At 67.9% G+C, this 26,252-nt stretch carries 27 protein-coding genes and 1 pseudogene; 16 read left to right on the top strand and 12 right to left on the bottom strand.

Going from position 1 to position 26,252, the window contains the following annotated elements:
* Window positions 1–37: 37 nt before the first annotated feature.
* Window positions 38–934: a 3-hydroxyisobutyrate dehydrogenase gene (gene mmsB, locus ACCD11_RS02545; RefSeq protein ID WP_413312174.1), complete on the top strand. Its 897-nt coding sequence runs from the start codon at window positions 38–40 to the stop codon at window positions 932–934.
* 144 nt (window positions 935–1,078) lie between these two features.
* Here the strand turns inward: mmsB and ACCD11_RS02540 are convergent, their stop codons facing one another.
* Window positions 1,079–2,362 carry an MFS transporter gene (locus ACCD11_RS02540; RefSeq protein ID WP_413312173.1) on the bottom strand — a complete coding sequence of 428 codons (1,284 nt, stop codon included), beginning with the start codon at window positions 2,360–2,362 and terminating at the stop codon, window positions 1,079–1,081.
* A 160-nt stretch (window positions 2,363–2,522) separates the two neighbouring features.
* On the opposite strand from ACCD11_RS02540, the gene gcvA reads away from it, so the two are divergent.
* On the top strand, window positions 2,523–3,506 hold the full coding sequence (gcvA, locus tag ACCD11_RS02535) for a transcriptional regulator GcvA (RefSeq protein ID WP_413312172.1): 984 nt from the start codon (window positions 2,523–2,525) through the stop codon (window positions 3,504–3,506).
* Here gcvA and ACCD11_RS02530 read toward each other — a convergent pair.
* Together ACCD11_RS02530 and ACCD11_RS02525 are read right to left on the bottom strand one after the other, a co-directional pair.
* Window positions 3,407–3,847, bottom strand: coding sequence for a hypothetical protein (locus ACCD11_RS02530; RefSeq protein ID WP_413312171.1), 441 nt, complete (start codon window positions 3,845–3,847; stop codon window positions 3,407–3,409). The genes gcvA and ACCD11_RS02530 overlap by 100 nt on opposite strands.
* Before the next feature lie 55 nt (window positions 3,848–3,902).
* On the bottom strand, window positions 3,903–4,829 hold the full coding sequence (locus tag ACCD11_RS02525) for a LysR family transcriptional regulator (RefSeq protein ID WP_413312170.1): 927 nt from the start codon (window positions 4,827–4,829) through the stop codon (window positions 3,903–3,905).
* A 99-nt stretch (window positions 4,830–4,928) separates the two neighbouring features.
* Between ACCD11_RS02525 and metE the strand changes: the two genes are divergently transcribed.
* Window positions 4,929–7,271 carry a 5-methyltetrahydropteroyltriglutamate--homocysteine S-methyltransferase gene (metE, locus tag ACCD11_RS02520; RefSeq protein WP_413312169.1) on the top strand — a complete coding sequence of 781 codons (2,343 nt, stop codon included), beginning with the start codon at window positions 4,929–4,931 and terminating at the stop codon, window positions 7,269–7,271.
* A gap of 81 nt (window positions 7,272–7,352) precedes the next feature.
* Window positions 7,353–8,165: a hypothetical protein gene (locus ACCD11_RS02515; protein ID WP_413312168.1), complete on the top strand. Its 813-nt coding sequence runs from the start codon at window positions 7,353–7,355 to the stop codon at window positions 8,163–8,165.
* Here the strand turns inward: ACCD11_RS02515 and ACCD11_RS02510 are convergent.
* Window positions 8,107–9,603 (bottom strand): short-chain fatty acyl-CoA regulator family protein, encoded by a 1,497-nt coding sequence (locus ACCD11_RS02510; protein ID WP_413312167.1) that lies wholly within the window; start codon window positions 9,601–9,603, stop codon window positions 8,107–8,109. The two genes, ACCD11_RS02515 and ACCD11_RS02510, sit on opposite strands and share 59 nt — an antisense overlap.
* 109 nt (window positions 9,604–9,712) lie before the next feature.
* Between ACCD11_RS02510 and ACCD11_RS02505 the strand changes: the two genes are divergently transcribed.
* From ACCD11_RS02505 to ACCD11_RS02485, 5 genes are all read left to right on the top strand, one after another.
* A complete protein-coding gene (locus ACCD11_RS02505; RefSeq protein WP_413312166.1) occupies window positions 9,713–10,117 on the top strand; it encodes an acyl-CoA thioesterase in 405 nt (134 codons plus the stop codon).
* Window positions 10,114–11,271: a 2-methylcitrate synthase gene (prpC, locus tag ACCD11_RS02500; protein WP_413312165.1), complete on the top strand. Its 1,158-nt coding sequence runs from the start codon at window positions 10,114–10,116 to the stop codon at window positions 11,269–11,271. The genes ACCD11_RS02505 and prpC overlap by 4 nt, the downstream gene beginning before the upstream one ends.
* Before the next feature lie 14 nt (window positions 11,272–11,285).
* The gene (locus ACCD11_RS02495) at window positions 11,286–12,740 is read left to right on the top strand and encodes a bifunctional 2-methylcitrate dehydratase/aconitate hydratase (RefSeq protein ID WP_413312164.1); all 1,455 of its coding nucleotides are present in this window, start codon (window positions 11,286–11,288) and stop codon (window positions 12,738–12,740) included.
* A 3-nt stretch (window positions 12,741–12,743) separates the two neighbouring features.
* Window positions 12,744–13,622, top strand: coding sequence for an isocitrate lyase/PEP mutase family protein (locus ACCD11_RS02490; protein ID WP_413312163.1), 879 nt, complete (start codon window positions 12,744–12,746; stop codon window positions 13,620–13,622).
* 164 nt (window positions 13,623–13,786) lie between these two features.
* Window positions 13,787–14,140, top strand: coding sequence for a hypothetical protein (locus tag ACCD11_RS02485; protein ID WP_056522489.1), 354 nt, complete (start codon window positions 13,787–13,789; stop codon window positions 14,138–14,140).
* 81 nt (window positions 14,141–14,221) lie between these two features.
* On the opposite strand, the pseudogene ACCD11_RS02480 reads toward ACCD11_RS02485, so the two are convergent.
* Window positions 14,222–14,794: pseudogene (locus tag ACCD11_RS02480) on the bottom strand (DNA-3-methyladenine glycosylase I).
* Window positions 14,795–14,854: 60 nt separating this feature from the next.
* On the opposite strand from ACCD11_RS02480, the gene ACCD11_RS02475 reads away from it, so the two are divergent.
* Window positions 14,855–16,588 (top strand): dipeptidase, encoded by a 1,734-nt coding sequence (locus ACCD11_RS02475; protein ID WP_413312162.1) that lies wholly within the window; start codon window positions 14,855–14,857, stop codon window positions 16,586–16,588.
* Window positions 16,589–16,590: 2 nt separating this feature from the next.
* Here the strand turns inward: ACCD11_RS02475 and ACCD11_RS02470 are convergent, their stop codons facing one another.
* The 7 genes from ACCD11_RS02470 to ACCD11_RS02440 all read right to left on the bottom strand — a co-directional run bounded on the left by ACCD11_RS02470 (window position 16,591) and on the right by ACCD11_RS02440 (window position 21,624).
* The gene (locus ACCD11_RS02470) at window positions 16,591–16,908 is read right to left on the bottom strand and encodes a chaperone modulator CbpM (RefSeq protein ID WP_413312161.1); all 318 of its coding nucleotides are present in this window, start codon (window positions 16,906–16,908) and stop codon (window positions 16,591–16,593) included.
* Window positions 16,909–16,910: 2 nt separating this feature from the next.
* On the bottom strand, window positions 16,911–17,873 hold the full coding sequence (locus ACCD11_RS02465; RefSeq protein WP_007834568.1) for a DnaJ C-terminal domain-containing protein: 963 nt from the start codon (window positions 17,871–17,873) through the stop codon (window positions 16,911–16,913).
* Between the two features lie 55 nt (window positions 17,874–17,928).
* Entirely contained in the window at window positions 17,929–18,570 is a 642-nt protein-coding gene (locus ACCD11_RS02460; RefSeq protein WP_413312160.1) for a histidine phosphatase family protein, read from the bottom strand.
* 12 nt (window positions 18,571–18,582) lie between these two features.
* Window positions 18,583–19,164, bottom strand: coding sequence for a glutathione S-transferase family protein (locus tag ACCD11_RS02455; protein ID WP_413312159.1), 582 nt, complete (start codon window positions 19,162–19,164; stop codon window positions 18,583–18,585).
* A gap of 26 nt (window positions 19,165–19,190) precedes the next feature.
* Complete coding sequence (locus ACCD11_RS02450; protein WP_413312158.1) at window positions 19,191–19,829, bottom strand: CDP-alcohol phosphatidyltransferase family protein; 639 nt, start codon at window positions 19,827–19,829, stop codon at window positions 19,191–19,193.
* Window positions 19,830–19,936: 107 nt separating this feature from the next.
* Window positions 19,937–20,677 (bottom strand): glutamine amidotransferase, encoded by a 741-nt coding sequence (locus ACCD11_RS02445; RefSeq protein WP_413312157.1) that lies wholly within the window; start codon window positions 20,675–20,677, stop codon window positions 19,937–19,939.
* Between the two features lie 47 nt (window positions 20,678–20,724).
* A complete protein-coding gene (locus ACCD11_RS02440; RefSeq protein WP_056591889.1) occupies window positions 20,725–21,624 on the bottom strand; it encodes a LysR family transcriptional regulator in 900 nt (299 codons plus the stop codon).
* Window positions 21,625–21,756: 132 nt separating this feature from the next.
* On the opposite strand from ACCD11_RS02440, the gene ACCD11_RS02435 reads away from it, so the two are divergent.
* The 6 genes from ACCD11_RS02435 to ACCD11_RS02410 all read left to right on the top strand — a co-directional run bounded on the left by ACCD11_RS02435 (window position 21,757) and on the right by ACCD11_RS02410 (window position 26,249).
* Window positions 21,757–22,923, top strand: coding sequence for a CaiB/BaiF CoA transferase family protein (locus ACCD11_RS02435; RefSeq protein ID WP_413312156.1), 1,167 nt, complete (start codon window positions 21,757–21,759; stop codon window positions 22,921–22,923).
* Window positions 22,916–23,860, top strand: coding sequence for a hydroxymethylglutaryl-CoA lyase (locus tag ACCD11_RS02430; RefSeq protein ID WP_413312155.1), 945 nt, complete (start codon window positions 22,916–22,918; stop codon window positions 23,858–23,860). The genes ACCD11_RS02435 and ACCD11_RS02430 overlap by 8 nt, the downstream gene beginning before the upstream one ends.
* A gap of 56 nt (window positions 23,861–23,916) precedes the next feature.
* The gene (locus tag ACCD11_RS02425) at window positions 23,917–24,891 is read left to right on the top strand and encodes a Bug family tripartite tricarboxylate transporter substrate binding protein (protein ID WP_413312154.1); all 975 of its coding nucleotides are present in this window, start codon (window positions 23,917–23,919) and stop codon (window positions 24,889–24,891) included.
* A gap of 129 nt (window positions 24,892–25,020) precedes the next feature.
* Window positions 25,021–25,494 carry a hypothetical protein gene (locus ACCD11_RS02420; RefSeq protein WP_413312153.1) on the top strand — a complete coding sequence of 158 codons (474 nt, stop codon included), beginning with the start codon at window positions 25,021–25,023 and terminating at the stop codon, window positions 25,492–25,494.
* The gene (locus ACCD11_RS02415) at window positions 25,495–25,968 is read left to right on the top strand and encodes a ribonuclease HI family protein (protein WP_413312152.1); all 474 of its coding nucleotides are present in this window, start codon (window positions 25,495–25,497) and stop codon (window positions 25,966–25,968) included.
* A gap of 32 nt (window positions 25,969–26,000) precedes the next feature.
* The gene (locus ACCD11_RS02410; protein ID WP_007834582.1) at window positions 26,001–26,249 is read left to right on the top strand and encodes a DUF3297 family protein; all 249 of its coding nucleotides are present in this window, start codon (window positions 26,001–26,003) and stop codon (window positions 26,247–26,249) included.
* The last annotated feature ends 3 nt before the right edge of the window (window positions 26,250–26,252 follow it).

The following is a 26,252-nucleotide window of genomic DNA, read 5'->3' as shown; positions in this document are numbered from 1 at the left end:
GCATAGATTCCTGCACAGAACAACGGAGACAAGACATATGAAGATCGCATTCATCGGCCTCGGCAACATGGGCGGCCCGATGGCCATGAACCTGCTCAAGGCAGGCCATACGCTCAGCGCCTTCGACCTCTCGGCCGAGGCCTGCAAGAAATTCGGCGCCGAAGGCCTGCCCATTGCCAAATCGGCGGCCGAGACGGTGGCCGATGCCGAGGTGGTCATCAGCATGCTGCCGGCCAGCGCGCACGTCGAGGGGCTGTTCCTCGGCAGTGGCGGCAAACCTGGCCTGCTCGACAGCATCCGCGCCGGCACATTGGTGATCGACAGCAGCACCATCGCCGCAGCCACCTCGCGCAAGGTGGCCGAAGCCGCTGCCGCCAAGGGCGTTGCGATGATCGACGCGCCCGTATCGGGCGGCACCGGCGGTGCGATGGCCGGCACGCTGACCTTCATGGTCGGCGGCGAGACGGGTGACCTGGAGCGCGCGCGCCCGGTGCTCGAAAAGATGGGCGCCAACATCTTCCACGCCGGCGCGGCCGGCGCGGGGCAGACCGCGAAGATCTGCAACAACATGCTGCTGGGCATCCTGATGATCGGCACCTCGGAGGCGCTGGCGCTGGGTGTGGCCAACGGGCTCGACCCCAAGGTGCTGTCGGAGATCATGCGCCGCAGCTCGGGCGGCAACTGGGCGCTGGAAAAGTACAACCCGATGCCGGGCGTGATGGAAACGTCGCCCGCCTCGAAGAACTACGCGGGAGGGTTCGGCACCGACCTGATGCTCAAGGATCTGGGCCTGGCGCAAGAGAACGCGACCGCCGTGCGCGCGGCCACGCCCCTGGGTGGGCTGGCGCGCAGCCTGTATGCCGCACACAGCCTCGCCGGCCACGGCGCGCTCGATTTCTCGAGCGTGCTGAAGCTGGTGCAGAAGGCTTCCTGAAGCGGGCTCTGTGATCAGCCGTAGTGGGAGTGCAGGGCCCACAACAGGCTGATCACCACCACGAAGAGCACCGCGAAAAGCGCCCAGGCACGCATGACTGCCTGGTTCTCCGTGATTTCGGCGGGAGCTGCCTCGGGAGGCTGGCTAGGAGCGGCGGGCGGCGGTTGGGTCATTCCCGACTGTACCCCGCGCCGAGGCGGCCGGGGCGAGCTTTGCAGAAGCGTCCATCCGCGACATCGCCCACATGATGCCGGCCGCCACGAGGTTGGCGCCCACGCTGGACAGGATCGGCAGCATGTAGCTGCGGCTGATGTCGAAGGCAAAGCCCGCGGCGGCGGGGCCGACCAGCGTGCCGAAGGCCACGCTGGTGTAGAGCACCCCGATGATCGCGCCGATGTTGCGGCCGCCGAAGTAGTCCATGACCAGCGCCGGCAGCAGCGCGACGAAACCGCCGTAGAACGCGCCGTAGAAGAACGCGAACACGGCCAGCCCCGGGAAGCCGCTGGACGCCGCCCACACGAGCAGCGACAGGGCCATGCCCGTCGACATCAGCAGCATGGTCTGCGCACGCCCCATGCGGTCGGCCAGCCCACCGAGAAAGAATCGCCCGGCCGTGCTGCCGACGCCGATGGCGCCCAGCAGCAGCACCGCGGAGGCGTTGGGCACGCCGTGGTCCAGGGCGTAGGGCACGAGGTGCACGAAGGGCACGAACAGGCCGAACGAGCTGATGAGGCAGGCCGCATACAGGCCGACGAAGCGCCGTGAGCGCACTGCATCGCGCACCGTGGAGCCTTCGGGCCCGGCCGAAGCGGCCAGCGGCTGCGGCGGATCGCCGTCGGGGCCGAGCCCCCGGTCGCGCGGGTCGTTTTCTATCAGCAGTGCCATGCCCACGCCCACCACCACCGCCAGCCCGCCGAGTGCCAGGTAGGCGTGCCGCCAGCCCAGGGTTTGGATGAACAGCGACGCCAGCGGCGGCATCACCAGCGTGCCCACGCCGATGCCGCTCACCGCCAGCCCCGACGCGAAGCCGCGCCGCCTGACGAACCAGCGCTGCACCGCGCCCAGCACCGGCACATACGACGCGCCAACCCCGAGGCCGACGCCAAGCCCGTAGGCCAGGTAGATCTGCGCGAGGCTCTGCGCCTGCCCCGCAACGGCCAGCCCCAGCCCGACCAGCACCATGCCGGCGACGGCCAGCCGCCGCGAACCCCAGCGGTCGGCCAGCGGCCCGCTCAGCACGCCCAGGCCGAAGTAGAGAAAGCCCGCCAGCGAGAACACCAGCGACACCGAGCCGCGCGAGGCGCCGAAGTCTTTCTGCAGCGATTCGAGAAAGGCGCTGAAGGTGTAGGCGCTGCCGAAGCCGACCAAGGTCACGGCGAAGGCGCCCGCGACCACCAGCCAGCCTCGGAAGAGGCCCCCGTTGCTCAACGGATGGCCTCCATTGGATGGATCAGAATATTTGAATTCATAGTTGCGAGTGGCGAATCAGATCGGTTTTCTTCTTTCCCTGCGTGTGCCAATATTCCTGCTTCGAGGCCCGCTTCGCAAACCAGAATTTCTGACCGGTTCGGATCAGATTAGCTAAACCATGGAGCATCAACTCCCACCGCTCAACGCTCTTCGCGCCTTCGAGGCTGCCGCACGCCATCTCTCGGTGAAGAACGCCGCGGACGAACTGTGCGTGACGCCGGGTGCCGTGAGCCAGCTCGTCAAGACGCTGGAGCTGCACCTCGGCGTGGAGCTGTTTCGCCGCGTCAACCGCGGCATCTTCCTGACCGATGCGGGCCAGGCCTACCTGCCACCGGTGCGCAATGCCTTCAGGCAGATCAGCGACGCCACGCAAAAGGTGGCCGTGCCTGCGGACACCGGCCTGCTCACCGTGAGCACCACGCCGTTCTTCGCTGCCGTCTGGCTCGTACCGCACCTCAAGTCATTTCAGAAAGCGCATCCCGGTATCGACCTGCAGGTGCGGGCCAGCAACACGCTCGCCGATTTCTCGCGCGACGGCATCGATGTGGCCGTCCGCCACGGCATGGGCCGGTACCCCGGGCTTGCCAGCCAGCGCGTGCTCACGGTCGAGATGGTTGCCGTCGCCGCGCCCGCGCTGGTCGCCGAGCACGGCAAGCCGAAGAAGCCGGCCGACCTGCTGCAATGGCCGCGCGTGAACGACGCGGAACGCAAGGGTTGGCACATGTGGTTCGAGGCACAGGGCGTTGCTGACACCGGCCCGGCCCGCGGGCCGTCGTTCGACGATGCGGGGCTGCTGGTGGGCGCGGTGCAGGCGGGGCAGGGCGTCGGCTTGCTGCCCGCGGCCCTGGTGGCGAACGACGTCGCAGAAGGCCGGCTGGTGCGGCTCTTCAGGGCCGCATGGCTGGAAGACTTCGCCTATTACCTCGTGTACCCGCAGGCCAGCCACGATCGGCCGAAGGTGGCGGCCTTCCGCGCCTGGATCGGCGAGGCGATGCGCCGCGGTCAGACGGCGGCGAGAAAGTCGCCGGCGTCCCCGCCTTCGCATTTCCAGTCGGCAAAGACACCGACGAGGCTGCAATTGGTGCAGCGGCAGCCGAGGTAGTACCAGCGCACGTCGGTGCTGTCGGCATGGAGTGCTACGCCCGAGAGCAGCTCGAAGGCTTCGGCGCCGCAGACGCACTCGTGGTTCTCGAACTCGGCTTCGTCTGCGTATTCGGCGCTGTCGCCCATCAGGTGAACGTTGCCGCAGGCCGTGCAGGTGCGCCGCGCCGCGCCCGTGTCTTCGTCGGTCTCGAACTTGAAGACGCGTCGACCGCAGCTGCATGCCGATGCCGCGAACCGCGTGGCGGGGTAGGCGTTGGCCTGGCTGTAGCGCTGCATTTCGGCCTGGGTGTCTTCCGGACCATCGCCGTACCAGTAGCGGCCCTTTTTCTTCAGAGCCATCGGGTCTTCCTGTCCTCGAGTGTGGATGCGAAGTCGCGATTCTGCAGTGCCATTGCTACAGCAGCTCGATCCCCGGCAGGCTCTTGAAGCAACTCTCGCGCGTGATGCGCACGAAGTCCGCCAGCCATGGCTGCCCCGACGTGCCCCGCGTGCACGCCATGTAGAGCCGCCCCGTCAGCCCTTTGCTGCCCACGCGGCGTGCCGTGACGTAGCCGCGGTCGAGGTAGTTCTGTACCGCCCACAGCGGCAGCGTCGCCACGCCGCGCCCGCTCGCCACCAGTTGCAGCATCGCCACCGTGAGCTCGGTGGTGCGGCGGTGCGCGGGCTCCACGCCCGCCGGCGCCAGCACCTGCCGCACGATGTCGAGCATGTCGTCGGGCACGGGATAGGTGATGAGCGTCTGGTTGGCGAAGTGGCGCGCCGTCAGATACGCCTTGGCTGTCAGCGGATGGTCGTTGGCCAGCAGCGCCATGATCTCGAAGCGAAACAGCGCGTGGTAGTCGACGGTTTCGTCGGGGTCTTCCTCGGACACGATCGCCACCTCGGCGCGGTTCTGCAGCACCAGCGCGATCGGGTCGGGGTGAAAGCCGGAGACGATGTCGAGCTCGATCTCGGGCCAGCGCTGGCGGAACGCGTCCATCGCCGGCATCAGCCAGTCGAAGCAGGTGTGGCACTCGACCACGATGCGCAGCTGCCCGCTGCGCCCCAGCGCGAACCGGGCCACGTCGCGCTCGGCTTCCTCGATGAGCGGTAGGGCGGTGTCGGCCAGCTGCAGCAACCGCAGGCCGGTGGTGCTGAACTGGGGCGGCACCGACTTGCGTTCGAACAGCTGCGCGCCGTAGCGGTCCTCGAGCAGCTTGATCTGGTGCGACAGCGCCGATTGCGTGAGGTTGAGCAACTGCGCTGCGCGCACCAGGCTGCCGGTGTCGCGCAGCGCAATGAGTGTGCGCAGGTGGCGTATTTCGAGGGTCGACTGCGACATGAAAATTATTCAATCGAATGGGCAAAAGGTTTCGTTTGAATCATATGCCCCAAACGCCGACCATTGCAGGCTCCCAAGATCAGCGATTACTACCTGCAAATGACCACCCGTATCCACACCCTCGGCTTTCCGCGCATGGGCGCCCACCGGGAACTCAAGTTCGCCCTCGAAAAGCACTGGCGCGGCGAGATCGATCGCGCCTCGCTCGAAGCGGTCGGCGAAGAACTGCGCGCGCGCCACTGGCAGGCCCAGCGCGATGCGGGACTCGACTTCGTGACGGTCGGCGACTTTGCATACTACGACCACGTGGCCAACCATATCCAGCTGCTCGGCTGCGAGCCGTCGCGCTTCGGCTTTCATGGCGGCGAACCCGAACTTTCGCGTTACTTCACGATGGCGCGCGGCGTGGAAAGCGAAGCCGGCCACGTGCACGACGACAGCTGCAACCACGCCGAAGGCACTTTCGCGCTGGAAATGACCAAGTGGTTCGACACCAACTACCACTACCTCGTGCCCGAGTTCGATGCGGCCACGCAGTTCAAGCTCGTGTCGACGCGCCTGTTCGACGAAGTGGCGCAGGCGCAGCAGGCCGGGCACGCGGTCAAGGCCGTGCTGCTCGGGCCACTGAGCTTCCTGTACCTCGGCAAGGAAAAAGAAGCCGGCTTCGACCGCTTCTCGCTGCTCGACTCGCTTCTGCCCGTCTATGAACAAGTGCTCCGGCGGTTGAAGCAGCAGGGCGTGGAATGGGTGCAGATCGACGAGCCCATCCTCGGCCTCGACCTGCCCGACGCGTGGCGCAACGCCTTCGAGCGCGCCTACTGGCAACTGGCCCGCAGCGCGCCGAAGCTGGTGCTGGCCACGTACTTCTCGCCGCTGTCGGACAACCTGCGCCTGGCCTGCCAGCTGCCGGTGGCGGGCCTGCACGTGGACGCCGTGCGTGCGCCGCAGGAACTGACGGGCGTGGCCGACTGGCTGCCGGCGCACAAGGTGCTGTCTGTCGGCGTGGTCGATGGCCGCAACATCTGGCGTACCGACGTCGATGCCGCGCTGGCCAAGCTCAGGCCAGTGGCGGAGAAGCACCAGGGCGAGCTGTGGATCGCGCCTTCGTGTTCGCTGCTGCATGTGCCTTTCAACCTCGAGGCCGAGACGAAGCTCGACACCGAGCTCAAGTCGTGGCTCGCCTTCGCCATCGAGAAGCTCGACGAGCTGCGCGTGCTGCGCGCGGCCATCGACGGCGATGAAGCCTCGGTCGCAACCGAACTGGTGGCCGCCCGCGCGGCAGTGTCGGCACGCCGCGCCAGTCCGCGGGTGCACCGCGCCGACGTGGCCCTGCGCCTGGCGCGCAGCGTGGCCGGCGACGACAGCCGCGTGTCGGTCTTTGCGCTGCGCCAACCGGTGCAGCGCACGCGCTTCGCCTTGCCGGTGCTGCCGACCACCACCATCGGCTCGTTCCCGCAGACGCCGGACATCCGCGCCGCGCGCGCCGCCTTCAAGCGCGGCGAGCTCGACGCCGCCGGCTACCGCGAGAAGATGCGCGCCGAGATCGCACTCGCCGTGCGCAAGCAGGAGGAACTGGGCATCGACGTGCTGGTGCATGGCGAAGCCGAGCGCAATGACATGGTCGAGTACTTCGGCGAGCAGCTCGACGGCTTCGCCTTCAGCGCCAACGGCTGGGTGCAGTCGTACGGCTCGCGCTGCGTGAAGCCGCCGGTGATCTTCGGCGACGTGGCGCGCCCGGCGGCGATGACGGTGGAGTGGAGCGCCTATGCGCAGAGCCTGACGAAGCTGCCGATGAAGGGCATGCTGACCGGCCCCGTCACCATCCTGCAGTGGTCTTTCGTGCGCGACGACCAGCCGCGCGCCACCACCTGCGAGCAGATTGCCTGGGCGATCCGCGACGAGGTGGTCGACCTCGAAGGCGCGGGCATCGGCATCATCCAGATCGACGAACCCGCGATTCGCGAAGGACTGCCGCTGCGCCGCGCCGGCTGGCCTGCGTACCTGAAATCGGCCACGCGCGCCTTCCGCATCAGCGCTTCAGGCGTGCGCGACGAGACGCAGATCCACACGCACATGTGCTATTCGGAGTTCAACGACATCCTGCCGGAGATCGCGGCAATGGACGCCGACGTGATCACCATCGAGACCAGCCGTTCCGACATGGAACTCCTGCGAGGTTTCGGCGGCGAAAACGATGCGGGTGGCTTCCGCTACCCGAACGAGATCGGCCCGGGCGTGTATGACATCCACTCGCCGCGCGTGCCCTCGGTCGACGAGATCGTGCGCCTGATGCGCAAGGCCGCGGGCGTGGTGCCGCACGAGAACCTCTGGATCAACCCCGACTGCGGCCTCAAGACCCGCGGCTGGCCCGAGACCGAGGCGGCGCTGTCGAACATGGTGGCCGCAGCGAAGCTGCTGCGAAAGGAACTGGTTCCCGCTTGAGGTGAGGAGGGGCAATGCGGGCGCGCCAATAATGGCGGCATGCTTTGCCCAGACCGTCTCTTCCCGTTCCGTTTCTCCCTGTTGCTCCTGTTGCTCCTGGCCCCCGTGATGGGCTGGGCGCAGAACCGCGCGGAAGCGCTGCTGCAGTTCGAAGGCGTGCAGGCGCGCTATGAAGCGTCCTATGCGCCCGGTGCCGTCGCGCGTGGTGCGAGGGAACTGCTGGAGCCCGATGACCAGGCCATTGCCGACAAGGCACTCAAGGCGCTGGACACTGCCGCCGGCCGTGCGTTCAACACCAGGGCCTCCGTGGCCGCGATCCAGCAGGAAGTAGCGTTGGCCGGCAACGGCGGTGCCGCTCCCGGCCCGCAGGTGCTGGCCGCCGTGGCGCATCTCGTGAAACTGCGCACAGACTACGCCGCCATGACCGAGGCCGGCAAGGCCGAGTTCTTCAGCCGCGAGCGCGCCAAGCCCGCCGATGCGGCCCGCACCGAACTGCTCGAACGCATGGCCGTGGCAGAGGTGCGCGAGATCGACTTCTCGAGCCAGTTGCTGATGAGTGCGGTGGTCAAGCAGCTCGCGCGCGGCAATGGCGGCCAGCTCAGCTCGCTGCCGGACCGCACCCTGGACATGGCACTCGACACGCTGTGGTCGCGCGGCGTAACGTCGACGCGCCCACGCAACCTGATGATCGTGGCGCGCGAATTCGAGAAGCAGGTGACGCAGGCACAGCTCGCCGCGCTGCCCGATGCGGACGTGGCCGCATTGCTGGCCTGGCGCAACGACCCCCAGGCTGCAGCCGAGCGCGAGGCCCTGGTGGGCACCTACCGCGCAGAGGTCAAGGGGAGCGGCGCGGTCGCGCTCCGGACGCTGGTGCGCGCCTGGCCGCGCTCCTGATCGCGCCTGCCGCCGGTGCTGCCGCATAGGGCATGAACCGGCTCTGGTTCTCGTCCACGGCCAGCGGCCGGCCCACGAACGGAAACGCGCGCTGCGGGCAGGTCTCGCGTTCGCACACCTTGCAGCCCGCGCCGATGGGCGTGGGCACGTCGGGGTCGCGCAGGTCCATGCCCTTCGAATAGACCAGCTGCGTGGCATGGCTGATGTCGCAGCCCAGCCCGATCGAGAAGGTCTTGTTGGGCGAACCGTAGCCGCGGTAGCCGTGCGACACCGTGCGCGCGATCCAGAGGTAGGCGCGCCCGTCGGGCATGCGCGCGAGCTGCGTGAGTACGCGCCCGGGCTGCGCGAAGGCCTCGTACACGTTCCACAGCGGGCAGGTGCCGCCCGTCTTCGAGAAGTGGAAATGCGTGGCCGACTGCCGCTTCGAGATGTTGCCCGCGCGGTCGACACGGATCAGGAAGAAGGGCACGCCGCGCGCATCGGGCCGCTGCAGCGAGCTCAGGCGGTGGCAGATGGTCTCGAAGCCCACACCAAAGCGGCGCGCCAGCTGGTCGATGTCGTAGCGCAGCAGCTCGGCGGTTTCGAGGAACTCGCCGTAGGGCAGCAGAAGCGCCGCGGCGAAGTAGTTGGCCAGGCCGATGCGCGTGAGCGAACGGGCCGTATCGCTGGACAGCGGCGCGGTCGCCACCAGCTCTTCGAGTATGTCGCGGAGCTCCAGGAAGGCGAGCTGCGTGGCGAGCTGGAATGCATGCTGCCCGGGCTCCAGGTGAGGCGAGAGCCGCAGCACGCGCGAGGCCGGGTCGTAGCGCCGCAGCGCACCGGCTTCACCATCTTCGGCGGGCACCACCTGCACGCCGTGCGCTTCGAGCAGCCGGCGCGCGAGGCGGTCGCCGGGGTTGCCTTCGCGCAGGCGCCATTGCGCAGCGAAGGCTTCGGCCGCATCGTCGAGCGGCGCAATGTGGTTCTGATGCGCGAAGAAGAAGTCGCGCACTTCCTCGAAGGGCATGGGCCGCGCCTGCGGCAAGCGTGCGAGATCGCCACGGCCGTCACCCAGTTCGGCCGCCAACGCTTCGAGCCGTTCCATCGCATCGCGGTGGCGCTGGTGCAGGGCCACCAGCGCGCGGCCCACGGCCGGCATCTGCGTGGCCACTTCGCGCAGTTCGGCCAGCGCGACCGCGTCGCCGCCCGGGTTGTCGGCCAATGCCTCACGCAGGCTGGCGATGAGCCGCGCTTCCTCGTCTTCCGAGAAGGCCTGGATGTCGACGCCCAGCGCGGCATGCAGGCGCAGCAGCACCGGCACCGTGAGCGGCCGCTGGTTCTGCTCGATCTGGTTCAGGTAGCTGGGCGACAGGCCCAGCTGCTGCGCGAGCGCGAGCTGGCTCAGGCCGCGCTCCTCGCGCAGGCTTCGCAGCCGCACGCCCATGAAGGTCTTTTTCATCGTCTGTGTCCGTTGTTCGCAAGATTCGCAAACTTGATCGCGTTTCCTTCGCAATCATTCGCCAATTCAGTTCTTCATTATGGACACGAACTTGCGTAAATTGCGAATCATGCAAGGCACTCGCGGTTCGGTCCGTCTCATCGAGGTGGTGTTCCCGGAACACACCAACCACTACGGCACGCTGTTCGGCGGCCAGGCGCTGCAGCTGATGTCGAAGGCTGCCTTCCTGGGCGGCCGGAGCTTCGTGCGCGGCGACGTGGTGATGGCGCGCTGCGGCGAGGTGCTGTTCCATGCGCCGGTGCGCCTGGGCAGCACGCTGGTGCTCGACACGCACGTCTCGCGCGCCGGCCGCAGCTCGCTCACGGTGTGCGTGCGCGGCTGCGTGCAGGACGTGGCTACCGAGGCGCTTGCATGCGTGCTCGAGGGCGAGTTCGAGATGGTGGCGGTCGACGCCGCCGGACGCCCGAGGCGCATGGCACGCCTCGCCGAAGCAATTTCCGAGGAGATCGTATGACCACCGACACCGCAAGCCCCACCGGCTTCAAGCCAAAGAAATCCGTCGCGCTCTCGGGCGTGGCCGCGGGCAACACCGCGCTGTGCACCGTGGGGCGAACGGGCAACGACCTGCACTACCGCGGCTACGACATCCTCGACATTGCCGACGTCTGCGAGTTCGAGGAAATCGCGCACCTGCTGGTGCACGGCAAGCTGCCCAGCAGCGCCGAGCTGCGCGCCTACAAGGGCCGGCTGAAGGCGATGCGCGGCCTGCCCGCGAGCGTGAAGGAAGCGCTGGAGCGCCTGCCCGCCAGTGCGCATCCGATGGACGTGATGCGTACCGGCGTCTCTGCGCTCGGCTGCGTGCTGCCCGAGAAGGACGACCACTCGCTGCCCGGCGCGCGCGACATCGCCGACCGGCTGATGGCATCGCTCGGCTCGATGCTGCTGTACTGGTATCACTGGTCGACGCAGGGGCGGCGCATCGAGGTGGAGACCGACGACGACTCCATCGGTGCGCACTTCCTGCACCTGCTGCACGGCCGCGCACCCTCGGCGAGCTGGGAGCGCGCGATGCACACCTCGCTCAATCTCTATGCGGAGCACGAGTTCAACGCCTCGACCTTCACCGCGCGCGTGGTGGCGGGCACGGGCTCCGACGTGTACTCGGCCATCACCGGCGCCATTGGCGCGCTGCGCGGGCCCAAACATGGCGGCGCCAACGAGGTCGCCTTCGAGATCCAGAAGCGCTACGACACTCCCGATGAGGCCGAGGCCGACATCCGTCGCCGCGTCGAGGCGAAGGAAGTGGTCATCGGCTTCGGCCACCCGGTCTACACCGTGTCGGACCCGCGCAACGTGGTCATCAAGCGCGTGGCGAAGCAGCTGTCGGAGGAGGCCGGTTCCACCCGCATGTACGACATTGCCGAGCGGCTCGAAAAGGTGATGTGGGACGCGAAGAAGATGTTCCCCAACCTCGACTGGTTCAGCGCCGTGAGTTATCACATGCTGGGCGTGCCGACCGCAATGTTCACGCCGCTGTTCGTCATTGCGCGCACCAGCGGCTGGGCCGCGCACATCATCGAGCAGCGGCAGGACAACAAGATCATCCGCCCGAGCGCCAACTACACCGGTCCCGAAGACCAGGCCTTCGTTCCCATCGCCAACCGCTGAAAGCCTCTTTCTCCATGTCCGCACACATCAGCAACATCCGCCCCGAACCCGACCAGGTGCTGGTCGACATCGTCGACTACGTGCTTGCCCACCAGCAGATCACGAGCGCGCTGGCGTACGAAACCGCGCGCCACTGCCTGATCGACACGCTCGGCTGCGGCCTCGAGGCGCTCGAGTACCCGGCCTGCACCAAGCTGCTCGGCCCGATCGTGCCGGGCACGGTGGTGCCGAACGGCGCGAAGGTGCCGGGCACGCCGTACCAGCTCGATCCGGTGCAGGCCGCCTTCAACATCGGCACGATGATCCGCTGGCTCGACTTCAACGACACGTGGCTTGCGGCGGAGTGGGGCCATCCGAGCGACAACCTCGGTGGCATCCTCGCCACGGCCGACTGGCTCAGCCGCAACGCCGTGGCTGCCGGGCGCAAGCCGCTGACCATGCGTGACGTGCTCACCGGGATGATCCAGGCGCACGAGATCCAGGGCTGCCTCGCGCTGGAGAACTCGTTCAACAAGGTCGGGCTTGATCACGTGGTGCTGGTCAAGGTGGCATCGACGGCCGTGGTGGCGCGCCTGCTGGGGCTGACGCGCGACGAGATCGTCAACGCCGTGTCGCTCGCATGGGTCGATGGCCAGAGCCTGCGCACGTACCGCCATGCGCCCAATACCGGCAGCCGCAAGAGCTGGGCGGCGGGCGACGCGACCAGCCGCGCGGTGCGCCTCGCGCTGATCGCGAAGACGGGCGAGATGGGCTACCCGGGCGTGCTCAGCGCCAAGACCTGGGGCTTCTACGACGTGCTTTTCAAGGGGCAATCCTTCAAGTTTCAACGCCCGTACGGCAGCTACGTGATGGAGAACGTGCTCTTCAAGATCAGCTTCCCGGCCGAGTTCCACAGCCAGACGGCGGTGGAGGCTGGCATGGCGCTGCATGCGCAGTTGCACAAGATCGACAAGACCGTGGACGACATCGAGCGGGTGACCATCCGCACGCACGAGGCCTGCATCCGCATCATCGACAAGCAGGGCCCGCTGAACAACCCGGCCGACCGCGACCACTGCATCCAGTACATGGTGGCGGTGCCGATGATCTTCGGCCGCCTCGCTGCCGGCGACTACGAGGACAGCGTGGCGAACGACCCGCGCATCGACGCGCTGCGCGACAGGATCGTGTGCGTGGAAGATCCCCGCTTCACCGCCGACTACCACGACCCCGAAAAGCGCAGCATCGCGAACGCGCTGACGGTGGCGTTCAAGGACGGCACGAGCCTTGCCGAAGTGGTGGTCGAGTACCCCATCGGCCACAAGCGCCGCCGCGGCGACGGCATTCCGCTGCTCGAAGCCAAGTTCCGCACCAACCTTGCGCGCCGCTTCGCGCAGAAGCAGCAGCAGGCCATCCTCGATGTGTCGCTCGATGCGAGGAAGCTCGAGGCGATGCCGGTGCACGAGTACGTCGACCTGTACGCGGCCTGAACCATGCGGGCGAACAACGAATCCCCGAAGAAGGTATTGCGCCGCCTGGCCGAGGCGCGCCGCGGCGTGCTGGTGCCGGGTGCGTTCAATGCGATGTCGGCCCGCGTGATCGAAGACCTCGGCTTCGAGGCGATCTACGTCACCGGCGCGGGCGTCACCAACATGCACCTTGGCCTGCCCGACCAGGCCTTCATGGGCCTGCACGAGATCGCCGAGCACACGGCGCGCATCCGCGACGCGGTGAGCCTGCCGCTGCTGGTCGATGCCGACACCGGCTTCGGCAATGCGCTCAACGTGCGGCACACGGTGCGTGTGCTCGAGCGGGCAGGGGCCGACTGCATCCAGCTCGAAGACCAGGTGAGCCCCAAGCGCTGCGGCCATTTCGCGGGCAAGGCTGTGATCGAGACAGGCGAGATGCTCGGCAAGATCAAGGCCGCGGTCGATGCGCGGCAGGACGGCGATCTGCTCGTCATGGCCCGCACCGATGCGGCGGCAGTGCATGGCTTCGAGGCCGCCATCGAGCGCGCGCAGAAGTTCGGCGAAGCCGGCGCCGACATCCTCTTCGTCGAGGCCGTGACGCTGGCCGAAGAAGTGCGCACCATGCCGCAGCGCCTCGGCAAGCCGCAGCTCATGAACATGGTGATCGGCGGCAGGACGCCAACCTTCGGCGCGCAGGAACTGGGCGCGCTGGGCTATGGCTTCGTGCTCTACGCCAATGCCGCGTTGCAGGGCGCGGTGGCTGGCATGCAACGTGCGTTGACCGTTCTGCGCGATACCCGGCGGCTGGATGAAGACCCGGCACTGGTAGCACCTTTTGCTGAAAGGCAGCGCCTGGTCGGCAAGCCATTGCTTGATGAGCTAGAGAAAAAGTACACGAATTAGCCGCGGTTTTGACGGCGAAGAAGGCGGTTGAGTTAGCTTCGTCAGAAAGTTCCTCGTCATTGTTTCGATTTCATGAACACTGCGATTCGGTTGCATAGGGGTTTGCCCTAGTAATCGTGATGCACACTTGAGGCACCCAAAGGCCCAATGAATAAGGAATTGAAATGAAGACCTCGAACATCCTCGCCGCCGCCGCCCTGTCCCTGCTCGCCGCTGCTGGCGCTCACGCAGAAAGCTACGAAGGCGTGCAGCCCCTGACTTCCGGCTACAGCCGCGCCGACGTGGCGCCCCAGGCAGTTGCTGCGGCCCGCGCCGGCAATGCATATGGCGACAACGACGGCGCTGCTTCGACCGCAACGCCCGCGCTGACTGCTTCGGCCGACCGCGCCGCCGTCCGCAATGAAGCTGTTGCCGCTGCACATGCACCGGGCCAGAACCTGCGCCCCGAAACCTTCGCCGGCAGCGTGATCCCCGCGCAAGCGAAGGGCCTGGCCTTCACGCGCCAAGCCGGCCTGTAAATTGTCGCGGCGCAAGCCGCTTCACTTAGCAGCCAGACAAAACCGGACCATGCGAAAGCGTGGCCCGGTTTTTTTATTGCGTCATTTCAGCTTGGCCTCGTGCCGATGGCAGTCGTGCGCATGGTCGTCCACGATGCCCGTGGCCTGCATCCACGCGTAGACGATGACGGGGCCGACGAATTTGAAGCCGCGCTTCTTGAGCGCAGCCGAAATGTCTTCCGACAGCGGCGTCTTCACGGGCACGCTGCCCGTGCGGTTGACGATGGGCTTGCCGCCAGCCATGCCCCAGATGAATTCCGAGAAGTCTTCGCCCGCCGCCTGCATCGCAAGGTAGGCGCGCGCATTGCCGATGGTGGCTTCGATCTTCGAGCGCGAGCGCACGATGCCGACGTCCTGCATGAGCCGTTCGACATCGGCCTCGGTGAACTTGACGATCTTCTCCGGCACGAAGCCCTTGAAGGCCTTGCGGAACGCATCGCGCTTGCGCAGGATGGTGAGCCACGAGAGACCGGCCTAGAAGCCGTCGAGCATCAGCTTTTCCCACAGCGCACGGCTGTCGCGCTCGGGAACGCCCCATTCGGCGTCGTGGTAGGCGGCCAGCAGCGGGTCGGTCTGGGCCCATGCGCAGCGGATCTTGGCGTTGCTGTTGTTCATCGTTCGGTATTTCGCTCGGCTATCGTCGGGAATGTTTTTCAGAATGAGGAGGTCACCCTGATGCAGCATTTTCGATTTTCATTGTCGGCCCTGTCGATGGTCGTGCTCGGCCTTGGTGCGAGCGTGCACGCCGAAGCACTCAGGAAGCCCCAGCTCGATCAGCTCGCCGCCGCATGGCAAGCCGGCAAGGCCCCGGCCGATTTCAATGCCTTCCTCGCGCAGGCAGCCAGGAGCAACCCCGCGCTGCAAGCCAACGTGGCCGCCTATCGCGCGAAGAAACCGCTGGCCGGGGACGACCTCGTCAACATCGCGCGCCTGCTCGGCTTGTACAACCGCCTGCAGAACCAGCAGGCCGTGATCGCGAGCATCGGCACCATGGTGGCGATTCCGACGGTGCGCAACGTGCAGGTTCCGCCCCACGAGAGCGCACCGATCATCGAGTTCGGCAAGCTGGTCGAGAAGATGGCGGGCGACTTCGGCCTTGCCTACCGCAATGTCGACAACCGCATCTTCGAAGTCAGCCTCAAGGGCAAGGGTACGGAAGAATTCGGCATCCTCACGCATGCCGATGTGGTGCCTGCGGTGCTGTCCGAATGGGTGCTCGACGACGGCACGCGGCTCGACCCGTTCAAGATGACCCGCGTGGGCGACTTCCTCTACGGCCGCGGCACCATCGACGACAAGGGCTCCATCGCCGCCGTGCTCTACGCGATGAAGGCCGTGAAGGACAGCGGCCTGCCCATCGAGCGAAGCATCCGCCTGATGATCGAGACCACCGAGGAAACCGGTGGCGACGCCATGCAGTACTACCGCGCGAAGACGCAGCTGCCGGCCTACAACATCGTGCTCGACAGCAAGTACCCGGCCGTGGTGGCGGAGAAGGGCTCGGGCGCGCTGAAGGTGCTGTTCCCGGCGGAAACGGCCGATGGCGCATCGACGGCGATCACGGCCATGGCCGGCGCCGCATCGGCCAACGCGATCTCGCAGACGGCAACCGCCACGCTCAAAGGCGGCGACCTTGCAGGCGTGCTCGCAAAGCTCGAAGCAGCAAAGCCGGCCTTCCTGCAGAAGTACGAAGCGCAGGGCGGCAAGTTCGCCATCGACATCGCACGCGGCGCCGACAGCATCGAGCTCAAGGTGACAGGCGTCTCGGCGCACGGCTCGCGCCCGGAGGAAGGCGTCAACCCGCTACCGCGCCTTGCACTGTTCCTGGAGGAGTCCGGCGTGCCGCTGGCCGCCAACCAGTACCTGAAGGCCGCGAAGTACATCGACGCGCTCTACGGCACCGGCTACCTCGGCGAGAAGATGGGCCTGGGCTACACCGACGATTTCATGGGCCCGCTGACCTTGTCGCCGAATCTCGTGCGCATGGGCAACGATGGCAGGCTGGAGGTCACGGTCAACGTGCGCATGCCGCGCGGCCGCACGCCCGATGAACTGAAGGCGCAGGTCACCTCGAAGGTCAACGCCTGGGCGAGCGCGAACAACGTGAAGCTCGATGTGGTCTACGACCAGGGCAACTGGATGGCGCGCGACCCCAAGGGCGCATGGCTGTCGACGCTGCTCGACATCTACGGTGACACCACCGGCCTTGAAGCCAAGCCCGTGCCCACGGCCGGCAGCACCACCGCGAAGCTGATGCCCAACGCCATCAACTTCGGTCCCGCCATGCCAGGCAAGAAGTACACGGCGCACAACGCCAAGGAATACAAGGAAGTGCCCGACCTCGACGCCGACATGCAGATGTTCACCGAGATGCTGGTGCGCATCGGCAACCTGCAGCAGATGCAGTAGCGTCAGCGCAGGCCGTGTGCCTGCAGCACGGCCTTGAGCCGCCGCACTTCGTGCTCCAGGTCGAGGATCAGCGCGGCGGCATCGAGCCCCACGCCGAAGTCGCGCTCCAGCCGGCGCACTTCGAGCGCGTGCTGCAGGTCTTCGCTGGAAAATTGCCAGCGCTCGGGCTGGGTCTCGGCCGTTTCGATCTGCAGGATGCCGACCTCGACCAGTTGCACGACCCAGGCGGTGTCGGCGCCGACGGCGTGCGCCAGTTCGCTCGCCGCGAGCGGCTGCGAGGCGCTGATGGCGGTGGCGGTCGTAAGGGTGAAGTTCACCATGCTCAGACTCCCAGATGCTGGCGTGGGTGGAACGATGCCGTGGCTTGCGCCAGCTGCTCGTAGGCCTTGCGCGCATCGTCGCTGTCGGCCGGCGGCAGGGCGATGTCGAGCAGCAGGTACAGGTCGCCGGGCGTCTTGCCCGCGAGGCCCCGGCCCTTGAGCCGCAGCTTCAGGCCGTTGCGCGCATTGCGCGGCACGGTCACCTCGACCACGCCGCCGGTCGGCGTCGGCACCTGCACCTGCGTGCCCAGTGCCGCCTCGGTGGGTGTGACGGGCAGCGTCATGTACAGGTCGCGCTCTTCCACGCGGTACAGCTTGTGCGGCGCAATGCGCACTTCGAGATACAGGTCGCCCGGCGGCTCGCCGCCGTGGCCGGGCATGCCTTGCCCCGCGAGGCGGATGAACTGGCCCGGGTGCACGCCCGGCGGGATCTTCACGCTGAGCGTGCGGTTCTGCCACTGCGGGTGGCCCTGCGCGTCGACGGTCTGGGCGCGCAGCGTGATCTCGCGCTCGGCGCCGTTGAGCGCGTCCTCGAGTGCAATCTCGATGGCCGCATGGTGGTCTTCGCCGCGCGCCTTGTAGTTCCGCCGCGCCGCGTCGCGCCGCTCGGCCTCGCCGAACAGCGACGAGAAAAACTCGCTGAAGTCCGCGTGGTCGGCCGGGCCCTGGCGCGGGCCGCGGTGGAACTCGAAGCCCTGGTCCCAGCCCGGCGGCGGCTGGAAGCCGCCCTCGGGGTGGCCGCCGCGTGCGACACGGTCGGCCAGCGCGTCGTAGGCCGCGCGCTTTTCCTTGTCGCCCAGCACGTCCTTGGCCTCGTTGATGTCGCGCATGCGCTGCTCGGCGTCGGACTCCTTGCTGACGTCGGGGTGGTACTTGCGGGCGAGCTTGCGGTAGGCCTTGCGCACTTCGTCGTCGGACGCGGTGCGGTCGACGCCCAGTGCGCTGTAGTAGTCCTTGAATTCCATGGTGTGTGGCAGTTCGTTGTGTGGACGGCATCAGGGCCCGGGGCGCCGGGGTTGGTTAAGCCAGGGCTGCGTTTCCGTCGGTTTGCCGCAGCAGCGGCGTTACGCCCCATGTGGGGCCTGTGCGCTCGAAACGCAATGGCTGTGCGTTGCCGAGCAGGCCGAGGTCGATAGGTACACCCAGCAGTGCAGCCAGCGCATAGAGCGTGCCGCCGTGCGCCACCACCAGCACCGGGGCGGGCAGCCGCAGTGCCTCGTCGAGGGCGGCGCGCGTGCGCGCGACGAACTGCGTGAGCGTCTCGCCGCCCTCGGGCTCGCAGGCCCAGTCGATGTTGGCGGACGAGGTGCCGATCAGCGCGCCGAAGTTGCGCTCGCGCAGCGCTGCCTGCGCGGCCGGCACCAGTTTCAGCGCCGTGCCAACGGCGTGGGCGGTGTCGTTCGCGCGCCGCGCATCGCTGCACACGACGGTGCGGATGGGCTCGCCCGCCAGCAGCCCGGCAGCGCGCGCGGCCTGCTGCAGGCCGAGCTCGCTCAGGGGTTCGTCCACCGCCTGGAAGATGCGCTGCGCATTGCGCCCGGTCTGGCCATGGCGCAGGAAGTAGAAGTGATCGCAGTCGGGCGACAGCGGTTGCGTCTCGGCGATGCAGACGAGCTGATCGAGGCCGCCGGTGCCGATGTGAACGGACGTGGTTTGTGACATGGCGTGTCGCTTTCAGCCGAACTTCATGCCCTTGGGGCGGCCCTGCAGCCGGTTGACGTAGGCGTCGAGCTTGGGCCGGTTCAGGATGCCGCCGAACGCGCGGTGCCAGATGAGCATCGAGCCGATCATCACGTCGGCCGCGGTGAACTGCGCGCCGAACAGGTAGGGGCCATCGCCCAGTTCGCGCTCGACCGCGTCCTTGGCCGCCTCGAAGTCCGTCCAGCCGCGCGCTCTGTTGTTGCTGCGGATCTTCAGCAGGCTGTCGCCCATCGCAGGCTCCAGCTGCGAGGTCGAATAGACCATCAGCGACAGGTAGCGGCCACGATCCGGTGAACCGGGGAAAGGCGCGAGCCGCTTGCCGGGAAACTTCTCGGCGACGTACATACAGATGGCCGCGTTCTCGAAGACGCGCGTGCGGCCGTCGACCAGCGCCGGCAGCTTGCCCGCCGGGTTGATCTTCAGGAACTCGGGCGTCTTGTGGGCCTTGTCCTTGATGAGCGTGGTCACGATCTCGTAGTCGACGCCGGCTTCGTCAAGCATCCATCTGGCAACCTGCGAGCGGCTGTGCGGGTCGAAATACAGCTTCATCGTCATCGGCGTGTTTCCTTCGTGTTGAACGGTCAGAACTTGGGGATGCGCAGCGTCTTGCTGATCATGAGCGTGCCCGACAAGGCGAACAGCAACACCAGCGGATGCAGCTGCCACGGGCCGACGGCCCAGGCGGCGCCCCACAGTGCGTCGCCGATGCGGCCCTGCCAGGCCGCGTACGCCAGCACGCCCACCAGCACCACGCTGGTCGGGATGGGCGTGCCCTCGAAATACTTCACCTTGTCGGCGCCGGCCGACAGGGCTTCGGCCGTGACGTTGTAGCGCGCGAGCCGGCTCACGCCACAGCCCACAAAATAGATCAGGATCACGCAGTCCCAGCCGCCGCTCAGCCCGGCCGCGAAGCCGAGCGCGGCGGGCGCCACGCCGAACGAGATCACATCGGCGAGCGAGTCGAGCTCGCGCCCGAGGGCCGATTGAGTCTGGCGCCAGCGCGCGATGCGGCCGTCGAGCACGTCGAAGATGAAGGCGGCCGGCGCGAGCGCTGCCGCCCACAGGAACTGCGCGAGCGAATGGCTCGCCATGAAGGCCATCGCCAGGAACACCGCGCCCACTCCGCAGGCCGCATTGCCGAGCGTGAACGCATCGGCGAGGTGGAACCCCCGGATCATCGAAAAATGCTTGCGGGCTGGCGCGGTGGAAGGAGTGGTCATGAAAGAAGGGTTGGCAAACGGCGAATGGACCGCACCTTAACCGAAGCGCGCGGCGCTTCCTGTAGTCGCGGTCCGACGGACCGGCGGCGCTTTCGGGCCGCCGAAGCTCAGCTGCCGTGGTGCGCTTCGACAATCCGCGCGAAGCGCCCGAGCAGCCCGGCCGCCGCGTCGGTAGGGCCTACGCGCTCGCGCAGCGCGGCCGGATCGACGCCGGCGGAAGCCAGGTCGTCGGCCAGCAGGTCGATGTAGCCGCGCATGGCCTCGCCGTCGAACTCGGGGTGGAACTGCACGCCCCAGGCGTGCTTGCCGATGCGGAAGGCGTGCACCGGCTCGTGGTCGTTGCCGGCCAGCCGCACCGCGCCTTCGGGCAGGCGAAGCGCGCTCTGCCAGTGCACCACGTGCGCCGGAAACTGCGCGGGCAGGCCGCGCAACAGCGGGTCGGTGGCGGCCGCCTCTTCGAGGGTGACCGTGACGGTACCGACCTCCACGCCCGCCGGATGATTGCCTGCTTCGCCACCGAGCGCATGCGCGAGCAGCTGGTGGCCGTAGCAGATGCCGAGCACGGGCGTGTCGTGCGCCACCAGCTGCGCGAGCCACGCGGCGGTGGTTTCGCTCCAGGGCTCGCGGTGCGACACCATTGCGTGCGAGCCGGTCACCACCACGCCGGAGACCGCTTCCGCGTCGGGCAGTGTGTCGCCGCGGCGCGGGTCGATCACCAGGATCGGCAGCGCCTGCGTGTCCAGCCCGTCGGCAATCCAGTTCTCGAAGTCGCCGCGCTCTGCGCGAAGGGCTTCGAAAGTGCTTCCAACCTTGACGATGACCAGCGGATTCGGGGGCGTTTTTTCCATGCCCGCGATCATGCCGCAGACCGAAAGAGAGGTTTCGACGTGCGGTTTCAGCGCGAGGCTTCCCTGCTGTGCAGCAGGTCCATGAAGGCCCGGCCCACCGGCGAGGGCGACCGGCCCGCGCGCGTGATGAGCCCGATGGGCCGAGACATGGCCGGGCGCTGCAGCGGCACCGTCACCAGGTCGTCGTTGCGCGTGAGCTGCAGCGCCAGCCGCGGCAGCGCCGTGATGCCCAGACCCGCGGCCACCAGCGCGCCGGCTGCGGCCACGCTCGGGTACTCCAGCGCCGGCACCACCTGCAGCCCGCGCTGGAGAAAGGCCGCGTCGGTGATCGGGCGGATGCTGCTGCGAAAGCCGCTGGCAATGAAGGGCCGCGTCGCGAACACCGACCATGCCACCGTCGTCCGCGCCGCCAGCGGATCGTCGCGCCGGCACAGCAGCATGAACGGGTCGTCGATCAGGTGGCGGTACAGCATCGGTTCCTGAGGCCCGGGGCGCACGCTGATGCCGAAGTCGGCCCGGCCTTCGTCCACGGCCGAGCGCACCAGCTCCGCCGGCCCTTCGATCAGCGAGAACTCTACCTGCGGGTGGCTGCGGCGGAATTCCACGATCGCGTTCGGCAGCAGCGCCGCGCCCGTGGACGGCAGCGACGCAATGGTCAGGTGGCCGCTTCGGCCTTCGAGAAACTGCGACAGCTCGCTGAACGAGCTGTGAAAGTTCTCCAGGATGCGCAGCGCAATCGGCAGCAGCTCGCGCCCGGCGGGCGTGAGTTCCACGTGGCGCGTGTCGCGGTCGAACAGCCGCGCGCCGGCCAGGTCTTCGACGATGCGGATGGTGCGGCTCAGCGCAGGCTGCGACACATGCAGCGCGAGCGCGGCGGCGCGGAAGTTCGAGGTCTTCGCCACTTCGGCGAAGGCCTCCAGCTGCTGCAGCGTGATGTCGATTCGCACCGGCGCATCCCTTGTGGATTGATCCATCCAAGTTATCACAGATATAGAAATATTCGTCTTCCAAGATCAATGCGGGAAGCCCAGACTGGCGCCACTGAAACGAGACGACGGGCCTGGCAACAGGCGCGAGACATGCAAAAAATACTGGAAGGCATCCGGGTGCTCGAACTCGGACAGGTGCTGGCCGGGCCGTTCGCGGGGGCGATCCTCGCGGACCTGGGGGCTGACGTGGTCAAGCTCGAACGCACCGAGGGCGGCGACGACGCGCGCCACATGGGCCCCGCGTTCCGGCACGGCGACGCGCTCAACTTTCATGTGTTCAACCGGGGCAAGAAGTCGGTGGCCATCGACCTCAAGGGCGCCGACGGCATGGCGGTGTTCGAGCGGCTGGCGGGCGAGTCCGACATCCTGATCCACAACCTGCGCCCGGGCGTCACGCAATCGATGGGCATCGACGGACTGGCGTTGTGTGCGCGCCATCCGCGCCTCGTCTACTGCGAGATCTCCGCCTTCGGCCACGCCGGGCCGCTGGCCATGCAGCCGGGCTACGAGCCGCTGATACAGGCCTTCAGCGGGTTGTCGAGCATCAACGGCGGCCCCGAAGACCCGCCCCTGCGCACCGGCGCCTCGGTGTGCGACCAGGGCACCGGCATGTGGGCCGTGATCGGCGCGCTGGCGCTGCTGCAGCGGCGCCACGTCACCGGCAAGGGCGGCGTGGTGAGCGCCTCGCTGCTCGAGACGGCGCTGGTCTGGACCGGTCAGAAGGCCGACGCCTATGCCAACGAAGGCCGCCTGCCCGATCGCCACCGCTCGGGCCACCCGGGCTTCGTGCCCTACGAATCCTTCGACACCGCCGACGCGCCGCTGCTCGTGTGCTGCGGCAACGACCGGCTGTTCGCCAAGTTCGCACACGAACTCGGCCGCGGCGACTGGACCGGCGACGAGCGCTTTGCCACCAACCGCCAGCGGCTGCGCCACAAGGCGGCACTGTTCGAGCAGATCGTGCCGCTGCTGCGCGCACGCACCCGCGACGACTGGGCTGCGCGCTTCGCCGCGGCCGGCGTGCCCTGCGCGCCGGTGCACACCGTGCCCGAGGCCATCGCGCACCCGCAGGTCGAGGCACTGGGCATGCTGCAGGCCGTGCCGGGCGAAGACTTCAGGCTGACCGCGCTGCCGCTGTCGATCGACGGCGCGCGGCCGCGGCACCGCGCGGTGGCGCCGCGGCTGGGCCAGCACAACGCGGAGTTCGGCGCGCCCGCTATACCGCCACAGAAAGACCAGGGAGCCGCACATGTCTGATTTGCCGCGCCGCGTTCACTTGCACGAGGAAGGCCCGCGCGAGGGCTTCCAGATCGAGGTCGGCCCCATCGCGTCAGCCGACAAGGTGCGCCTCATCGAGGCGCTGGCAGAGACCGGGCTCGAAGAGGTGCAATGCGTGTCCTTCGTCAACCCCGAGCGCGTGCCCGGCATGGCCGACGCCGAACTGGTCGCCCAGTCGATCCGCAAGCGCGAAGGCGTGCGCTACTCGGGCCTGTGGCTCAACCTGCGCGGGATGCAGCGCGCCATGCGCACGCAGCTCGACATCGAAGGCACCATCGGCACCAGCGCGTCGGAGGCCTTTTCGGTGTGCAACAACGGCAAGGGCCTGGCCGCGCTGCGCGAGGCCCAGCGCGAAACGCTGGCGTTCTGCGTGGATCACGGCATTGCGGTCACGCGCGGCATCGTCACCACGGCCTTCGGCTGCAACCTCGAAGGCACGATCGCCCCGGCCACCGTGGTCGAGCGCGTGGCGCAGATGCTCGACACCATGACCGAGTTCGGCCTGCGCCTGCCGATATTGCGGCTGGCCGACACCGTGGGCTGGGCGCAGCCCAACGCCATTGCCGCGGTGGTGGGCGCCGTGCGCGAGCGCTGGCCCGGGCTGCGGCTGGGCCTGCACCTGCACGACACGCGCGGCACCGCCATGGCCAATGCATTGATGGGCCTGCAGATGGGCATCGACACCTTCGACAGCGCCTGCGCCGGCCTGGGCGGTTGCCCGTTCGCGGGCCACACCGGTGCGGCCGGCAACATCTGCACCGAAGACCTGGCCTTCATGTGCGAGGAGATGGGCATCGAGACCGGCGTGGACCTCGACGCGCTCATCGGCTGCGCGCAGCTGGCCGAAGACATCGTCGGCCACCCGCTGCCGGGCAAGCTCATGCGGGCCGGCACGCTGGGCCGGTTCCGGCACTGAGCGCTTGACGGCCCCCTTGCAAGCCGAAGAAAAAACATTCCACAGGAGACAACGACATGCCGACATTCTTCTCCCGACTCTGTGCCGCCTCGACGCTGTGCGCGGCCGTGCTGGCCGCCGGCCCGGTGCACGCGCAGCCGTACCCGAGCAAGCCCATCACCATCGTCGTGCCCTTCGGCGCCGGCAGCGGCACCGACCAGCAGGCGCGCAGCATGGCGCAGGCGCTGGGCGCCGAGTACAAGGTGCCCGTCATCGTGGACAACCGGGCCGGTGCGAGCGGCTTCATTGCCGCGCAGTACGTGGCCAAGGCCGCGCCCGACGGCTACACCCTGCTCATGACCACCAACACCACCCACGCGGCCAACGAGCACCTGTTCAAGAAGCTGCCCTACGACCCGGTGAAAGACTTCACCCCGGTCACGCTGCTGTCCAAAGGACACATGCTGCTGCTGGTGAATGCCGAGTCGCCCATCAAGTCGGTGGCAGACCTCGTGGCCGCGGCGAAGAAGTCGCCCGGCAAGCTCAACTTTGGCAGCGGCAGTTCGTCGAGCCGCGTGGCCAGCGAACTGCTCAAGCAGATGGCCGGCATCGACATGGTGAACGTGCCCTACAAGAGCAACCCGCTGGCCATCACCGACCTGCTGGGCGGGCAGGTCGACTTCATGTTCGCCGATGCGCCCACCGCACTGCCGCAGGTCAAGAGCGGCAAGCTGCGCGCGCTGGCTGTCAGCGGCAACAAGCGACTTGCCGCCGTGCCGGCGCTGCCCAGCGTGGAAGAGGCCGGCGTGAAGGGCTACGACATGTCGTACTGGACGGCCGTGTACCTGCCGCCGGGCGCGCCCGCGGCCGTGACGAACAAGGTCAACGAGATGATGATCAAGGTCTCCGCCGCGCCCGCCGTGGTCGCCTACCAGACCACCACCAGCGGCGAGGCCGTGACCAGCACGCCCGAGGGGCTCGCGCAGTTCCAGGCGGCCGAGTCGCAGAAGTGGGGCCAGGTGATTCGCGCGGCCGGCATCCAGCCGGAATGACGACGCCGTGAGTGGGGGCGGGCGCCGGGGGCTCGCAAGGCGGGCAGGGTGCGGCTACAGTTGGTGCATCTTTCGCAGCCGACCTGCAACCCGACCCGACCTCACCTCACCTCACTGGCCCATTCATCAATGCGTTCCCTGGCACTCTTCCTGTCGATCTTCGCCGCCGCGGCAGGCGCGCACGCGGAAGTGGTTCGCTGCACCGATGCCAATGGGGCCATCTCGTACACCAACGTCGAATGCCCGGCGGGTAGCAAGCAGTCGCGCCAGGTGCAGATCCTGGAAGCGCCGGTGCCCGTCCCCAACCGCCGGCCCGACTACGCGCCACCGCAAGGCGCTGCGCCATCCACCCCGCCGCCCGCCCAGGTGGCCGCCAACCCGCCGTCGGGCCCCGCCATCATTCCGCGCTACCCCGCCGGCATGCAGGAGCTGCAGCAACAGCAGCCGGCTGCCGACCCGCCCGTGGTCATCCTGAGCCCCGACCCGTACTACGACGGCGTGCGCCCCATCCGCCGGCCGCCGCCGCATGTGCGCGACCCCGGGCCGCCGCCGGGCCAGCGGCCCTGCCAGAACCTCGCGGGCATCAAGCGCAACAACTGCTGAATGAGCGCAGGGGAATCCAGCGGGCCTGGCAGCCTTCTTCCGTGGACCGTCTATTGCGACGGCAGCGCCATGCCCAACCCGGGCCGCATGGGCATCGGCGCCGTCCTCACCGCGCCGGACGGAGCGCGCCACACGCTGTCGCAGGCCACGCACACCACCGGCTGCAACAACGAGGCCGAACTGCTCGCACTGACGCTGGCCCTGCAGGAGTTGCGCGCACGCGGCGCGACGGCGGTGCGGGCCTACAGCGACAACAGCATCCTCGTCGAGCAGCTGGCCGCGTCCGAAGCGAAGCCGATCGTGCGCATGGCCGCGTTGTTCGACGATGCCCGCGCCTTGCTCGCAAGCTTCGACGACGCGCGCGTTCAGTGGATCCCGCGCCACCGCAATGGCGAGGCCGACGCACTGGCCCGTGCCGCCCTGGGCTTCGCGCCAAAGCCCCCGGCGCGGCACGCGAAGAAGAAGCGGCGCTAGGGCAGGGCGCGGAGCCCCTATCATCACGCGCCATGACAGAAGCCACTCCCCGCCCACCCCTTCCCGATCACCTCTCCATCGATCCGCGCAGCCCGCATCACGTGGCCGCCGCCTTCGAACACGACATCGGCATCCGTTTCAACGGCAAGGACCGCCTCGACGTCGAGGAATACTGCATCAGCGAAGGCTGGGTCAAGGTGCCCGCCGGCAAGACCCTCGACCGCAAGGGCAAGCCGCTGCTGCTCAAGCTGAAGGGCAAGGTCGAGGCGTTCTACAAGTAAGCC

The sequence above is a fragment of the Variovorax sp. Varisp36 genome (assembly GCF_047304235.1).
In the GTDB taxonomy this organism is placed as follows: Bacteria; Pseudomonadota; Gammaproteobacteria; order Burkholderiales; family Burkholderiaceae_C; genus Variovorax.
Note: the sequence above shows the minus strand (reverse complement) of the source record. Positions and strands in the feature narration are given on the sequence as shown.

Coding starts and splice junctions, on each gene's coding strand:
- ACCD11_RS02510 (WP_413312167.1), bottom strand. CDS start 9,603: ATGAAAAAGACCTTCATGGGCGTGCGGCTGCGAAGCCTGCGCGAGGAG.
- mmsB (WP_413312174.1), top strand. CDS start 38: ATGAAGATCGCATTCATCGGCCTCGGCAACATGGGCGGCCCGATGGCC.
- metE (WP_413312169.1), top strand. CDS start 4,929: ATGACCACCCGTATCCACACCCTCGGCTTTCCGCGCATGGGCGCCCAC.
- ACCD11_RS02445 (WP_413312157.1), bottom strand. CDS start 20,677: ATGGAAAAAACGCCCCCGAATCCGCTGGTCATCGTCAAGGTTGGAAGC.
- ACCD11_RS02460 (WP_413312160.1), bottom strand. CDS start 18,570: ATGTCACAAACCACGTCCGTTCACATCGGCACCGGCGGCCTCGATCAG.
- ACCD11_RS02455 (WP_413312159.1), bottom strand. CDS start 19,164: ATGACGATGAAGCTGTATTTCGACCCGCACAGCCGCTCGCAGGTTGCC.
- ACCD11_RS02470 (WP_413312161.1), bottom strand. CDS start 16,908: ATGGTGAACTTCACCCTTACGACCGCCACCGCCATCAGCGCCTCGCAG.
- ACCD11_RS02420 (WP_413312153.1), top strand. CDS start 25,021: ATGCGTTCCCTGGCACTCTTCCTGTCGATCTTCGCCGCCGCGGCAGGC.
- ACCD11_RS02410 (WP_007834582.1), top strand. CDS start 26,001: ATGACAGAAGCCACTCCCCGCCCACCCCTTCCCGATCACCTCTCCATC.
- ACCD11_RS02525 (WP_413312170.1), bottom strand. CDS start 4,829: ATGTCGCAGTCGACCCTCGAAATACGCCACCTGCGCACACTCATTGCG.
- gcvA (WP_413312172.1), top strand. CDS start 2,523: ATGGAGCATCAACTCCCACCGCTCAACGCTCTTCGCGCCTTCGAGGCT.
- prpC (WP_413312165.1), top strand. CDS start 10,114: ATGACCACCGACACCGCAAGCCCCACCGGCTTCAAGCCAAAGAAATCC.
- ACCD11_RS02415 (WP_413312152.1), top strand. CDS start 25,495: ATGAGCGCAGGGGAATCCAGCGGGCCTGGCAGCCTTCTTCCGTGGACC.
- ACCD11_RS02450 (WP_413312158.1), bottom strand. CDS start 19,829: ATGACCACTCCTTCCACCGCGCCAGCCCGCAAGCATTTTTCGATGATC.
- ACCD11_RS02475 (WP_413312162.1), top strand. CDS start 14,855: ATGCAGCATTTTCGATTTTCATTGTCGGCCCTGTCGATGGTCGTGCTC.
- ACCD11_RS02435 (WP_413312156.1), top strand. CDS start 21,757: ATGCAAAAAATACTGGAAGGCATCCGGGTGCTCGAACTCGGACAGGTG.
- ACCD11_RS02490 (WP_413312163.1), top strand. CDS start 12,744: ATGCGGGCGAACAACGAATCCCCGAAGAAGGTATTGCGCCGCCTGGCC.
- ACCD11_RS02465 (WP_007834568.1), bottom strand. CDS start 17,873: ATGGAATTCAAGGACTACTACAGCGCACTGGGCGTCGACCGCACCGCG.
- ACCD11_RS02495 (WP_413312164.1), top strand. CDS start 11,286: ATGTCCGCACACATCAGCAACATCCGCCCCGAACCCGACCAGGTGCTG.
- ACCD11_RS02430 (WP_413312155.1), top strand. CDS start 22,916: ATGTCTGATTTGCCGCGCCGCGTTCACTTGCACGAGGAAGGCCCGCGC.
- ACCD11_RS02485 (WP_056522489.1), top strand. CDS start 13,787: ATGAAGACCTCGAACATCCTCGCCGCCGCCGCCCTGTCCCTGCTCGCC.
- ACCD11_RS02505 (WP_413312166.1), top strand. CDS start 9,713: ATGCAAGGCACTCGCGGTTCGGTCCGTCTCATCGAGGTGGTGTTCCCG.
- ACCD11_RS02425 (WP_413312154.1), top strand. CDS start 23,917: ATGCCGACATTCTTCTCCCGACTCTGTGCCGCCTCGACGCTGTGCGCG.
- ACCD11_RS02530 (WP_413312171.1), bottom strand. CDS start 3,847: ATGGCTCTGAAGAAAAAGGGCCGCTACTGGTACGGCGATGGTCCGGAA.